Origin of the sequence: Erwinia persicina NBRC 102418, from assembly GCF_001571305.1 — a bacterium.
Lineage (GTDB): Bacteria > Pseudomonadota > Gammaproteobacteria > Enterobacterales > Enterobacteriaceae > Erwinia > Erwinia persicina.
Map to the genome: position 1 here is coordinate 36,858 of NZ_BCTN01000024.1, position 13,286 is coordinate 50,143.

Annotated in this window: 13 protein-coding genes; 10 read left to right on the top strand and 3 right to left on the bottom strand. The window is 54.1% G+C overall.

Annotated features, from left to right (window positions below; translation table 11 throughout):
* Nucleotides 1–53: 53 nt before the first annotated feature.
* The 4 genes from tatA (at nt 54) to tatD (ending at nt 2,466) form a co-directional block, all read left to right on the top strand.
* Complete coding sequence (gene tatA, locus EPE01S_RS19935) at nt 54–305, top strand: twin-arginine translocase TatA/TatE family subunit (RefSeq protein WP_062748656.1); 252 nt, start codon at nt 54–56, stop codon at nt 303–305.
* A 3-nt stretch (nt 306–308) separates the two neighbouring features.
* Nucleotides 309–842, top strand: coding sequence for a Sec-independent protein translocase protein TatB (gene tatB, locus EPE01S_RS19940; RefSeq protein WP_062748659.1), 534 nt, complete (start codon nt 309–311; stop codon nt 840–842).
* A 2-nt stretch (nt 843–844) separates the two neighbouring features.
* Nucleotides 845–1,606 (top strand): Sec-independent protein translocase subunit TatC, encoded by a 762-nt coding sequence (gene tatC / locus EPE01S_RS19945; RefSeq protein ID WP_062748661.1) that lies wholly within the window; start codon nt 845–847, stop codon nt 1,604–1,606.
* Nucleotides 1,607–1,686: 80 nt separating this feature from the next.
* Nucleotides 1,687–2,466 carry a 3'-5' ssDNA/RNA exonuclease TatD gene (gene tatD, locus EPE01S_RS19950; protein WP_062748663.1) on the top strand — a complete coding sequence of 260 codons (780 nt, stop codon included), beginning with the start codon at nt 1,687–1,689 and terminating at the stop codon, nt 2,464–2,466.
* A 48-nt stretch (nt 2,467–2,514) separates the two neighbouring features.
* On the opposite strand, the gene rfaH is transcribed toward tatD, so the two are convergent.
* A complete protein-coding gene (rfaH, locus tag EPE01S_RS19955) occupies nt 2,515–3,003 on the bottom strand; it encodes a transcription/translation regulatory transformer protein RfaH (protein ID WP_062748666.1) in 489 nt (162 codons plus the stop codon).
* Between the two features lie 355 nt (nt 3,004–3,358).
* Between rfaH and ubiD the strand changes: the two genes are divergently transcribed.
* Together ubiD and fre are read left to right on the top strand one after the other, a co-directional pair.
* Complete coding sequence (gene ubiD, locus EPE01S_RS19960; RefSeq protein WP_062748669.1) at nt 3,359–4,843, top strand: 4-hydroxy-3-polyprenylbenzoate decarboxylase; 1,485 nt, start codon at nt 3,359–3,361, stop codon at nt 4,841–4,843.
* 45 nt (nt 4,844–4,888) lie between these two features.
* Nucleotides 4,889–5,590, top strand: a complete 702-nt coding sequence (fre, locus tag EPE01S_RS19965; protein WP_062748671.1) for an NAD(P)H-flavin reductase — start codon at nt 4,889–4,891, stop codon at nt 5,588–5,590.
* A 100-nt stretch (nt 5,591–5,690) separates the two neighbouring features.
* On the opposite strand, the gene fadA is transcribed toward fre, so the two are convergent.
* The gene (gene fadA / locus EPE01S_RS19970; RefSeq protein ID WP_062748673.1) at nt 5,691–6,854 is read right to left on the bottom strand and encodes an acetyl-CoA C-acyltransferase FadA; all 1,164 of its coding nucleotides are present in this window, start codon (nt 6,852–6,854) and stop codon (nt 5,691–5,693) included.
* 10 nt (nt 6,855–6,864) lie between these two features.
* Nucleotides 6,865–9,051 carry a fatty acid oxidation complex subunit alpha FadB gene (fadB, locus tag EPE01S_RS19975; RefSeq protein ID WP_062748675.1) on the bottom strand — a complete coding sequence of 729 codons (2,187 nt, stop codon included), beginning with the start codon at nt 9,049–9,051 and terminating at the stop codon, nt 6,865–6,867.
* Nucleotides 9,052–9,238: 187 nt separating this feature from the next.
* Here fadB and pepQ point away from each other — a divergent pair, with 187 nt between their 5' ends.
* From pepQ to hemG, 4 genes are read left to right on the top strand one after another with little or no spacing between them, the layout of a single operon-like run.
* On the top strand, nt 9,239–10,570 hold the full coding sequence (gene pepQ / locus EPE01S_RS19980; RefSeq protein ID WP_062748677.1) for a Xaa-Pro dipeptidase: 1,332 nt from the start codon (nt 9,239–9,241) through the stop codon (nt 10,568–10,570).
* On the top strand, nt 10,570–11,181 hold the full coding sequence (locus EPE01S_RS19985) for an IMPACT family protein (RefSeq protein ID WP_062748679.1): 612 nt from the start codon (nt 10,570–10,572) through the stop codon (nt 11,179–11,181). Before pepQ ends, EPE01S_RS19985 begins: the two co-directional genes overlap by 1 nt.
* A gap of 28 nt (nt 11,182–11,209) precedes the next feature.
* Nucleotides 11,210–12,661, top strand: coding sequence for a Trk system potassium transporter TrkH (gene trkH, locus EPE01S_RS19990; protein WP_062748681.1), 1,452 nt, complete (start codon nt 11,210–11,212; stop codon nt 12,659–12,661).
* Between the two features lie 14 nt (nt 12,662–12,675).
* Entirely contained in the window at nt 12,676–13,212 is a 537-nt protein-coding gene (hemG, locus tag EPE01S_RS19995; RefSeq protein WP_062748683.1) for a menaquinone-dependent protoporphyrinogen IX dehydrogenase, read from the top strand.
* Nucleotides 13,213–13,286: the final 74 nt, after the last annotated feature.

A 13,286-nucleotide genomic window follows, 5' to 3' on the forward strand; every position in this document is an offset into this window, starting at 1 on the left:
ATAAGCTGTTATATACTCGAAACTCGCATCAATTATTGATATCAGAGGTAATAATGGGTGGCATTACACTTCCACACTTGTTAATCATCGCCGTACTCGTTGTACTGCTGTTCGGCACCAAAAAGCTCCGTTCCCTGGGGTCTGATCTCGGTTCGTCCATCAAAGGCTTTAAAAAAGCGATGAGTGATGAAGACGACAAAGAGAAAGACAAAGCGAACGCTAACGATGCTGACTTTAATGCCAAACTGGCTGATCAACAGCATACAGAAGCAAAGAAAGAAGACGTCAAGAACGACAAGGTATAAACCGTGTTCGACATAGGCTTTAGTGAACTGGTACTGGTCTTCGTTATTGGCCTGGTGGTGCTGGGCCCGCAGCGTTTACCCGTCGCAGTCAGAACGGTGATGGGCTGGATCCGCGCGCTGCGTTCCCTGGCAACCAGCGTTCAGAATGAACTGGCTCAGGAGCTGAAGATTCAGGAGCTGCAGGATGGCCTGAAGAAAATTGAACAGGCCAGCAAAGACAGCCTTTCTCCTGAGCTTAAAGCCTCGGTAGAGGAATTGAAGCAGACGGCCGATTCAATGAAACGCTCTTACCTGGGCGAAAATGAAAAAGCCGATGATGAAGCGCACACTATCCATAATCCGTTAGTGAAAGATCCGCAGGAATCGCACGATGGTGTGACCCCTGCGGCGGCGGACCACCAGGCCAGTGCACCTGCACAGGCGCCGGTAACGGTCACCCAGTCTGCCTCTACACCTCCGCCGGAACCTCAGGAGCCGCCAGCGTCCACCGCTCCGCGTGCATCCGTACCCCCTGGACAACCAAGCGATGAACGATAAACATGGCTGTTGATGATACCCAACCGCTTATCAGTCATCTGATTGAGCTACGTAAGCGCCTGCTGAACAGCATCATCGCTGTTCTGGCCATTTTTTTGTGTCTGGTGTATTTCTCTAACGATATTTACCAGCTTGTCTCGGCCCCACTGATCAAACAGTTACCTGCCGGTGCCAGCATGATTGCCACGGATGTGGCCTCTCCGTTCTTTACGCCGATTAAGCTGACGATCATTGTTTCACTGTTCCTGTCAGTGCCAGTCATTCTTTACCAGGTCTGGGCCTTTGTCGCCCCTGCGCTGTATCGTCATGAGCGCAAGCTGGTTATGCCACTGCTGTTTTCCAGTTCATTCCTATTCTACCTGGGGATGGCTTTCGCCTACTTTATTGTCTTCCCGCTGGCGTTTAGTTTCTTTTCCAAGACGGCGCCACAGGGGGTACAGATTGCCACCGACATTAATAACTATCTCGATTTTGTGATGACGTTATTTATGGCGTTTGGCGTGTCGTTTGAAGTACCGATTGCTATCGTACTGTTGTGCTGGACGGGGGTCACCACCCCGGAAGATCTGCGTGAGAAACGCCCGTATGTGCTGGTAGGGGCCTTTGTGGTTGGCATGTTGCTGACACCGCCGGATATCTTTTCCCAGACGCTGTTGGCCATTCCGATGTATTGCCTGTTTGAGGTGGGAGTGTTTGTTTCCCGTTTCTACGTGGGCAAAAACCGCCGCGATGAAGATGCAGAGCAGGACGCAGAATCAGAGTAACGTTGCGCGAACGGCTGCCACGGCAAAACAGTTTGAATTGATTAACCGCCCGTCAGGGCGGTTACTGTATGGAAGAGACTATGTTTGATATTGGTGTAAACCTGACCAGCACGCAGTTCGCAAAAGATCGTGAGAAGGTGGTTAAACGTGCGCGCGAGGCGGGTGTCACCGGCATGTTAATTGCGGGCACGAATGCGCTGGAAAGTCAGCAGGCCCGCAGTCTTGCGCAGCAGCACCCGGATTATTGCTGGTCAACGGCGGGTGTTCATCCTCATCATGCCAGCGAGTGGTCGGGGGAAACTGCCGCCACGCTGCGCCGGCTGGCTGAAAACGATCGGGTTGTCGCCATCGGTGAGTGTGGACTCGATTTCAACCGCAATTTCTCTGCGCCAGAGCAGCAGGAATATGCCTTTAATGCCCAGTTGGCCCTGGCGGCCGAGCTGTCGCTGCCGGTGTTCCTGCACTGTCGCGAAGCCCATGAACGGTTTATCGCCATCCTGGCGCCCTGGCTGCCTCAGTTGCCTGCCTCTGTACTGCACTGTTTTACCGGAACACGCGAGGAGCTGGAGGCCTGTCTGGCAATGGGATTATCCATTGGCATTACCGGCTGGGTATGTGATGAGCGGCGGGGACAGGCCTTACGGGAGCTGATGCCGTTAATTCCGGCAGAGCGGCTGCTGCTGGAAACCGATGCGCCGTGGTTGCTGCCAAGAGATATGCATCCACGCCCGGCTTCACGTCGCAATGAACCCTGCTTTTTACCGCATATTGTACAGCAGGTGGCGCTGTTGCGTGGGGAGGATGCCGGCGAACTGGCAGAACAAACGGCATTAAATGCGCGAAAACTGTTTCGCCTTTAAGCAGGTCAGAGGGGGCATGATTGCTCCCTGATCGCTTCCCGTTACAGCTTACAGCTTCTGGAACTGGCGGTTACCTACGCTGCGAACCACCTGCTTATTGAGCAGATTCAGCAGCAGCATTGATCGTGCTTCACCATCGGGCTCGGTAAATATCGCTTTCAGTCCTTCAAACGCCCCTTCCGTAATAATCACGGCATCACCCGGCTGCGGCAGTTCAGTATCGGTAACGACTTTAATGGGATCATTCTGCAGGGCGGTAATCACATCTAAAGGCACAGTGGCGGGTTGATTACCGAAGCGGACAAAATGGCTGACGCCACGCGTTGCACTAATTGTCGTGGTATGAATAGATTCAGGGTCGAATTCAATGAACAGATAATTAGGGAATAACGGCTCATCCACCCGGGTACGTTTGCCACGCACGGTTTTCTCTAAAGCAATCATCGGGCTCAGGCAGTGCACGGCCTGGCGCTCAAGATGCTCCTTTGCCCGTAGCAGCTGACCTCGTTTGCAGTAAAGTAAATACCAGGATTCCATAACTTCGCTTTCCAATTATCTGGCCGATAAGGATATCAAAATCGCTAAGATAGATATAGCGAGATTGGTGGTATCCGTCCGTTTTCACCTGCCGCCTTATTCATCTGGCCGCTGTCGGGATAACTTCAAATTAGCAGTAATTATCGGATCGGGTAATAACCTTTTCATACGAATAAATAGTGCTTCCTAATCTGCGTCATAGCAACCGGCGGCTCTGATGGCTGAGATCCACCGGCTGCGCTGTCTGGCAGCAGGCAGATTGTTTTACTGTGGCTTAAACCTGGTAACAAAACTACCCCCCTGGCAGAGATCGGCACTATAATGGCCATCTCACTGACCGTACTGATGGAAAGTCATGAAATACCACGACTTACGCGACTTCCTTTCTCTGCTTGAACAGCGTGGGGAATTAAAACGCATCAAACAAGAGATCGATCCCGATCTGGAAATGACCGAAATTGCCGACCGCACGCTGCGAGCCGGCGGCCCTGCCTTGCTGTTTGAGAACCCAAAAGGTTACAGCATGCCGGTTCTGTGTAATCTCTTTGGTACACCGGACCGCGTTGCGATGGGGATGGGCCAGGAGGATGTTAAAGCACTGCGTGACGTTGGCCGTCTGCTGGCATTCCTTAAAGAGCCTGAGCCTCCGCGTGGTTTCCGCGACTTCTTCGATAAAATGCCGCAGTGGAAGCAGGTGCTGAACATGCCGACGAAACGGCTGCGCAGTGCCCCCTGTCAGGAGCAAATCTGGCAGGGTGATGACGTTGATTTAAGTCGTATCCCGGTCATGAAATGCTGGCCGGATGATGCCGCCCCCCTGGTGACCTGGGGACTGACCGTCACCCGTGGGCCGCTGAAAGAACGACAGAACCTGGGGATCTACCGTCAGCAGGTGATTGGCAAAAACAAGTTAATCATGCGCTGGCTTTCCCATCGTGGCGGTGCGCTGGATTTCCAGGAGTGGTGCCAGCAGCACCCCGGAGAGCGTTTCCCCGTCTCTGTGGCTCTGGGGGCTGACCCGGCGACCATTCTGGCGGCAGTGACACCGGTACCCGATACGCTGTCTGAATATGCTTTCGCCGGTCTGCTGCGCGGGACTAAAACGGAAGTGGTGAAGTGTGTTTCCAACGACCTGGAAGTGCCCGCCAGCGCGGAAATCGTGCTGGAAGGGTATATTGAACCCGGTGAAATGGCCCCTGAAGGACCCTACGGTGACCACACCGGCTACTATAATGAAGTGGACAGCTTTCCGGTGTTTACCATCACGCATATTACCCAGCGCCGTGATGCGATTTATCACTCGACCTTCACCGGACGTCCACCGGATGAGCCTGCTGTCCTGGGCGTCGCGCTGAATGAAGTCTTTGTGCCGATCCTGCAAAAGCAGTTCCCGGAAATCGTGGATTTCTATCTGCCACCGGAAGGATGCTCCTACCGGCTTGCGGTTGTGACCATCAAGAAACAGTATGCCGGGCACGCTAAACGCGTCATGATGGGTGTCTGGTCGTTCCTGCGACAGTTTATGTACACTAAATTTGTTATCGTTTGCGATGATGACATTAATGCACGCGACTGGAACGATGTTATCTGGGCAATCACCACGCGAATGGATCCGGCACGTGATACGGTACTGATAGAAAATACGCCGATTGATTACCTGGATTTTGCGTCGCCGGTGTCTGGCCTTGGCTCAAAAATGGGGCTTGATGCCACCAATAAATGGCCGGGTGAAACCCAGCGCGAGTGGGGTACGCCGATCCGTAAGGATCCTGCCGTTACCGCACGCATTGATGCGATTTGGGATGAGTTAGGCATCTTGAGTGATACACCCGCGCGCTGACGCGCAGGTGGTCAAATGATAATGACGACCCGACAGAGGGAACGCATGACAACCTTAAGCTGTAAAGTGACCTCAGTAGAGGCGATTACCGATACCGTATACCGCGTAAGACTGATCCCGGAAGCTGATTTCAGCTTTAAAGCGGGTCAATATTTGATGGTCGTGATGGATGAGCGTGACAAGCGTCCGTTCTCTCTGGCTTCAACGCCCATGGAAAAAGATATCATTGAGCTGCACATTGGGGCCTCTGAACTGAACCTCTATGCCATGGCGGTGATGGAACGTATTCAGCGGCAGCGCGAGATCACCGTCGATATTCCTCACGGTGATGCCTGGCTGCGTGAAGAGAACGACCGCCCGCTGGTTCTGATTGCTGGCGGCACCGGCTTTTCCTACGCGCGCTCGATTCTGCTGACCGCACTGTCGCAGCAGCCCGATCGGCATATTGCGATCTACTGGGGCGGGCGTGAGTTGAAGCATCTGTACGATCTGGAAGAGCTGAACGCGCTGGCGATTAAACATCCTAATCTGAGTGTTATTCCGGTCGTTGAACAGCCTGAAGAGGGATTCACCGGTCGTAACGGTACGGTTCTGACCGCCGTAATGCAGGATTATGGATCTCTGGCCGATCACGATATCTATATTGCGGGTCGTTTCGAGATGGCAAAAATTGCCCGTGAGCGCTTTTGTGCTGAACGGGGTGCGCAGGAAGCCCGCATGTTTGGCGATGCGTTTGCCTTTATCTGACCGTCAGGGGCAGTCCCGCTGCCCCTGCGTTTCTCGTCAGCAAAAAAAACCGCCCCTGACAGGCGGTAAGCACTTGCAATAATACTTCCAGATCAACGTATTAAACCCGTTCAAATACGGTGGCGATCCCCTGTCCCAGCCCGATACACATAGTCGCCAGACCGAACTGAGCATCCTTTCTTTCCATCAGATTCAGCAGGGTGGTACTGATACGTGCCCCTGAACATCCTAATGGATGACCGAGCGCTATCGCCCCCCCATTCAGATTGACCTTCTCGTCAAGTTTCTCCATCAGCCCCAGATCTTTAATGCACGGCAGGGTCTGCGCGGCAAAAGCTTCATTCAGTTCAAAAATACCGATATCGCTGACAGTCAGACCGGCACGTTTTAATGCAAGCTGTGAAGCCGGAACCGGTCCATATCCCATAATGGAGGGATCGCAGCCCACGACGGCCATGGCACGAATGCGTGCGCGGGGCTTCAGGCCCAGCTCCTGCGCCAGTGACTCACTCATCACCAGCATCGCTGCGGCACCGTCGGACAGGGCAGAACTTGTCCCTGCGGTCACGGTCCCCCTGACCGGATCAAAGGCCGGACGCAGTGCTGCCAGGCTCTCGACCGTCGTATCCGGACGGATTACCTCATCGGTGTCATAACGTTTCAACACGCCGTCAGCATCGTGGCCTGAAACCGGCACGATCTCGCGGGCAAAATGCCCGGCTTCCGTCGCAGCCCAGGCCCGCTGATGCGAGCGTGCTGCAAACTGATCCTGCATTTCCCGACTGATACCGTGAATTTTCGCCAGCATTTCAGCCGTCAGGCCCATCATACCCGCGGCCTTCGCCACGCTGCGGCTCAGACCGGGATGAAAGTCCACGCCGTGGTTCATCGGGACGTGTCCCATATGCTCAACGCCACCAATCAGGCAGGAACGGGCATCACCCACCATAATCGCACGGGCAGCGTCGTGCAGTGCCTGCATCGACGAGCCGCACAGGCGGTTGACCGTGGTGGCAGGCACGCTGTGGGGGATTTCTGCCAGCAGTGCGGCGTTACGGGCAATATTGAAGCCCTGCTCCAGCGTTTGCTGTACACAACCCCAGTAAATATCATCCAGGGCTGCGGCATTCAGTGCCGGGTTACGGCTCAGCAGGCTGCGCATCAAATAGGCAGAGAGATCTTCCGCCCGTACATGGCGAAACGCGCCGCCTTTTGATCGTCCCATCGGCGTACGGATGGCATCAACGATGACAACTTTTTCCATTTTTAATTCCTCACGCCGTTTTCAGAGATAAATCGTCGAGCGGTGCTGCCAGGGGATACCAGCTTCCCCCCTGTGCCGCTTTTTCGCGTAACGTGTCCGGTACCTGATAAAGCGCACCAAGAGAGGTAAAAGGTTCGGTCATGGCGACAAATGCCGCGCTCCCGAGCGTATCGAGATAGCGGAATGCTCCGCCATGGAACGGCGGGAAACCCAGTCCATAGACCAGCGCCATATCGGCCTCTGCCGGACTGGCGATCACTTCTTCCTCCAGGCAGCGAACCACTTCGTTAATCATCGGGACCATCATGCGGGCGATAATTTCCTCGTCACTGAAGATCCGTTTGGGCTGGCAGACGCTTTCCAGCAGGCGGTCGGTCTCCGCATCGGCGACTTTTTTTGACTTGCCTTTGGCATCGGTTTCCCAGCGCCAGAAACCCTGCTGATTTTTCTGGCCGAAACGTTTAGCGTCAAACAGCACGTCGACAGCATCACGGTACGCTTTCTGCATACGATCTGGGTAACCTTCTGCCATCACTTGCTGAGCGTGATGCGCAGTATCAATACCCACGACGTCCAGCAGCCAGGAAGGGCCCATTGGCCAGCCAAACTGCTTTTCCATCACTTTATCAATCTGGCGGAAGTCCGCCCCGTCGCGCAGCAGCAGACTGAAGCCGGCGAAGTAGGGGAACAGCACGCGATTGACAAAGAATCCCGGGCAGTCGTTGACCACAATAGGCGTTTTCCCCATTTTGCTGGCCCAGGCCACCACTTTGGCAATGGTGGACCCGGCGGTTTTCTCTCCACGGATCACCTCAACCAGCGGCATACGCGGCACGGGGTTAAAGAAGTGCATCCCGCAGAAATTTTCCGGACGAGTTAATGCCTTCGCTAACTGGGTAATGGGAATGGTTGAGGTATTCGAGGCCAGGATTGCATCCGGGCGGATGTGGCTTTCCGCTTCCGCCAGCACGGCGGCTTTAATCTGTGGATTTTCCACCACCGCTTCGACCACCACATCGACACGGTCAAAGCCAGCGTAATGCAGGGTGGGTTGGATAGTGCCAATCACGCCGGCCAGCTTCATTCCGTCAATCCTGCCGCGCGTCAGCTGCCTGTTAAGCAGTTTAGCGGCCTCACCCATTCCCAGTGCCAGTGATTGCTCACTGATGTCTTTCAGGATAACCGGCACGCCTTTCCAGGCTGACTGGTAGGCGATACCGCCCCCCATGATACCGGCACCCAACACGGCGGCCCGTTTCGGTGTTTCCACATCGCGAGTGAGTTTTTTTGCGCTGGCTTTGACGGCCTGATCGTTAAGGAAAATACCCACAAGCGCCCGTGCCACACTGGAACGGGCCAGTGGCACGAAGGCTGCCGTTTCCAGTTTCAGGGCTTCGTCGCGGCCCAGACGGGCAGCGGCTTCAATGGTTTTGACCGCGGTAACGGGGGCAGGATAGTGTTTTCCTGCGGTCTGCATCACCATCGCCGTGGCTGTCGTGAAGCTCATGGCCGCTTCAATCTTGCTCAGTTTTAACGGTTCCAGCTTAGGCTGGCGGCGCTCGCGCCACGGTTGCTTGCCTGAAATGGCCTCTTTCAAAACGGACAGTGCCGCCGCCTGCAGCTTATCTGCCACCACCACGGCATCGACCAGCCCAACTTTCAACGCCTCAGAGCCATCGATATCCTTACCGGCAGCGATAATTTCCAGTGCGCTGTCAGCGCCCAACAGACGGGGCAGACGAACCGAGCCGCCAAAGCCCGGCATAATGCCGAGTTTCGTCTCTGGCAGACCAATGCGGGCATCCGGGGTCGCAATACGAAAATCGGTTGCCAGTACGCATTCGCAGCCGCCACCCAGCGCATAGCCGCTGATGGCAGAAACGGTGGGAACAGGCAGGTCTTCCAGGCGGTTGAAGATGCTGTTGGCATAGGTCAGCCACTGGGTCAGCTTTTCCTCAGTGGCGGTAAACAGCGAAAGAAACTCGGTAATATCGGCCCCGACGATAAAGGCGGGCTTACGTGAACTGAGCAGTACACCGCGCAGCCCGGGCTGCTGTTCCAGCACGGAGAGGGCTTCACCGAGGCTGGCCACCGTCTTTGTATCCAGCTTGTTCACCGAACCGGGCGCGTCAAATACCAGCTCGGCAATGCCGTCTTCCAGCCAGTCGAGGGAAAGGGTTTCGCCTTGGTAGAGCATGTCTGTCTCCTGAGCCGCGATAAAGGGGATCTGGTCGTACCAGATGATCGTGAGTGTGGAATCCGTGTTAATTATTTGCAAACTATACGTTGTCGATTTGCAAACGAGATCACAACTGCGGCAAAACGGCATACCCCTGCTGGCTGTGGTAAGATGCCGACAATTTCGTGATATCGGAGGCAGGATAATGGAGTCACTGGTTACGCTTTATCAGCAGCATGTGAATACGTTACAGCAGCGAGCACAGCAGGTGCTGGCCCGGCACAATCTTGATGCCATGCTGATTCATTCCGGAGAATTACTGACGGTATTTCTCGACGATCACACTTACCCGTTTAAGGTAAACCCGCAGTTTAAAGCCTGGGTGCCGGTGACTCAGGTTCCGAACTGCTGGCTGTGGATCGACGGCGTGAATAAACCTAAGCTCTGGTTCTATTCACCGGTTGATTACTGGCATAACGTCGAGCCGTTGCCACACAGCTTCTGGACCGGTGAAATCGACATTATCCCACTGAAAAACGCCGATGAAATTGCACAGCAGCTCCCAGCGCAGCGGCAAAACGTTGCGTATATCGGCCCGGTTCCTGCGCGAGCGACTCAGCTTGGGCTAAAGGCCGAAGCGATTAACCCGCAGGGCGTGATCGACTTCCTGCATTACCATCGCGCTTATAAAACCGGTTATGAACTTTACTGTATGCGTCAGGCGCAGAAGACGGCCGTAACTGGCCACCGTGCCGCGAAGGAAGCCTTTCTGTCCGGGATGAGCGAGTTCGATATTAATGTTGCTTATCTCAGTGCCACCGGCCACCGGGATACGGATGTCCCCTACGGTAATATCGTTGCCCTTAATGAACATGCGGCGGTGTTGCACTACACCCGGCTTGACCAACAGCCTCCCGAGCAGCGCCGTAGCTTCCTGATTGATGCGGGCGCTGAATACAATGGCTATGCTGCCGACCTGACCCGTACCTATGCGGCCAGTGATAAAAGTGAATATGCGCAGCTTATCCACGATATGAACGCCGAAGAGCTGGCGTTAATCGCCACCCTGAAAGCGGGTGTCCGCTATACCGAGTATCATCAGCAGATGCACTATCGTATTGCCAGCCTGCTGCTGAAGCATCAGCTGGTGCAGGGAATGAGTGCGGAAGCGATGATCAAAGAGGATCTGACCGGGCCGTTTATGCCACACGGGCTCGGCCATCCGTTGGGGCTTCAGGTTCACGATGTCGCAGGCTTTATGCAGGATGATCGGGGAACCCATCTGGCTGCTCCCGGGCAGTATCCGTATCTGCGCTGTACCCGGATGTTAGAGCCGGGCATGGTGCTGACCATTGAACCGGGCATCTATTTCATCGACTCTTTGCTGGCACCCTGGCGTTCTGGTAAGTTCAGCCAGCACTTTGACTGGGCGAAAATTGATTCACTGAAGCCTTACGGCGGGATTCGAATTGAAGATAATGTGGTGATACAGACCAATGGTGTGGAAAATATGACACGCGATCTGCATCTGGCCTGATGGACGCTTACGATATTCCTGCTGAACTCTTCAGCTTCACCGAAGAGATTAAAAAAAGTCGTTTTATTACGCTGCTTACACATACCGAGGGCGTGGAGGCGGCGCGGGGCTTCGTTCAGCAGATGAAACAACAGCACCCCACAGCCCGGCATCACTGCTGGGCTTTCGTCGCTGGAGCCCCGGATGATTCTCAGCAGCTTGGGTTCTCTGACGACGGTGAACCTTCGGGTACGGCCGGTAAACCGATGCTGGCGCAGCTGATGGGTAACAACATTGGCGAAATAACGGCGGTTGTCGTGCGCTATTATGGGGGTATCCAACTGGGTACCGGCGGGCTGGTCAAAGCTTACGGGGGTGGGGTGCAGCAGGCGCTGCGTTTACTCCCCCGCAAGATTAAAGTTCCTATGCTGCATTTCAGTCTCGTTTGTGATTATGCTCAGTTAGGGGATATTGAACGCATGGTGGCCCGTTTCGACGGCCAGGTACTCAATACGGATTTTTTGCAGAATATAACGCTTCACCTTGCTTTACCTCATGCGCAGGTGGCCGGGTTCAGACAAAATCTGTCAGACTTTAGCCGGGGCACTTTGCAATTAGCCTCGCTCAAATAACACTTCATGTCAGGAAAGGAACGGCAGAATGCATTTTCGCGCCATCACCCGCATAGTGGGTTTACTGGTCATCTTGTTCTCAGGCACCATGATCGTGCCCGGGCTGGTGGCATTGATTTACCGCGATGGGGCAGGGCGTGCATTCACTCAGACGTTTTTCATGGCACTGATGATCGGCACCTTGTTGTGGTGGCCGAATCGTAAGAAGAAAAGTGAACTGAAGCCAAGGGAAGGTTTTCTGATTGTCGTCTTGTTCTGGACGGTGCTGGGCAGCGTTGGGGCGATGCCATTTATCTTTGCTGAGCAGCCTAACTTGTCCATTACGGATGCGTTCTTTGAGTCCTTCTCTGGCCTGACAACGACCGGAGCGACCACGCTGGTAGGGCTGGACTCATTGCCAAAGGCGATTTTGTTTTACCGTCAGATGCTGCAATGGCTCGGGGGCATGGGGATCATCGTGCTCGCAGTAGCGATTTTACCGATTCTTGGCGTCGGCGGGATGCAGCTATACCGTGCTGAAATGCCCGGACCGCTTAAAGATAATAAGATGCGGCCACGCATTGCGGAAACAGCGAAAACGCTGTGGTTAATCTATGTATTGCTGACCGTCGCTTGTGCGCTTGCGCTATGGATGGCAGGAATGCCGATGTTTGATGCGATTGGCCATAGTTTCTCGACTATCGCGATTGGCGGTTTTTCCACCCATGACGCCAGCATTGGCTATTTCAACAGTCCGACGATCAATACCATTATCGCGATTTTCCTGCTGATTTCCGGCTGTAACTACGGCCTGCACTTTTCACTACTGAGTGGACGCAGTCTGCGTGTCTACTGGCGTGATCCTGAGTTTCGCATGTTTATTGGCGTACAGATTACCCTGGTGATCATCTGTACGCTGGTTCTGTGGTTCCATAATGTTTATAAGACTGGAATGGAAACGCTTAATCAGGCCTTCTTCCAGGTGGTCTCGATGGCCTCGACAGCAGGATTTACGACGGACAGTATTGCCCGCTGGCCTCTCTTCCTGCCGGTATTATTGCTTTGCTCAGCGTTTATTGGCGGCTGTGCGGGGTCAACCGGTGGTGGCTTGAAGGTCATCCGCATTCTGCTGTTATTTAAGCAGGGGTCGCGTGAGCTGAAGAGACTGGTGCATCCCAATGCGGTTTACACGATCAAGTTGGGCAACCGTGCTTTGCCCGAACGTATTCTTGAAGCGGTATGGGGATTCTTTTCCGCCTATGCGCTGGTGTTTATTCTCAGTATGCTGGCGATTATCGCCACTGGGGTGGACGACTTCTCCGCTTTTGCAGCAGTCGCAGCAACGCTCAACAATCTCGGGCCGGGACTTGGGGTGGTCGCAGACAACTTTACGTCAATGAATGATACTGCCAAATGGATACTGATTTTGACGATGCTGTTCGGGCGTCTAGAAGTCTTCACCTTATTAGTTCTGTTCACGCCAACTTTCTGGCGTGAATGAGTGAGAGTAGAACAATGAAAGCGTTAATCCTTTTTTCCAGCCGTGATGGCCAGACCCGTGAAATTGCGTTCTATATCGCTAACCAGCTGAAGGAGACGCGGGTGTGCGATGTATTCGATATCCAGCTGGTTAAGGAGATTGACTGGTCACAGTACGATCGGGTGCTCATCGGTGCCTCTATTCGTTATGGGCACTTTCAGCCAGTGGTAGCGAAATTTGTCAAAACACACCTTACGGCGTTGCAGCAGCGCGTCAGTGGCTTCTACTCTGTTAACCTGACCGCACGTAAACCTGAGAAGCGTACGCCGCAGACCAATGCGTATACGCGTAAGTTTCTTTTGCAGTCTCCCTGGGAGCCTGACTGCTGCGCCGTATTCGCCGGTGCGCTGCGCTATCCTCGTTATGGTTTCTTTGACAAATTCATGATCAAACTGATTATGCGCATGACAAAGGGTGAGACGGACACCAGTAAAGAAGTGGAGTACACAGACTGGCAGCAGGTGACCCGTTTTGCCCATGAATTTGCTGATTTACCAGGCAAGTTGTCGTAAAAAAAGACGCTTCGCTGAAAAATAACGCGCTCAGTCATTTTTTTGCAATAAACCCTTGTCACCCGCCCAGAACT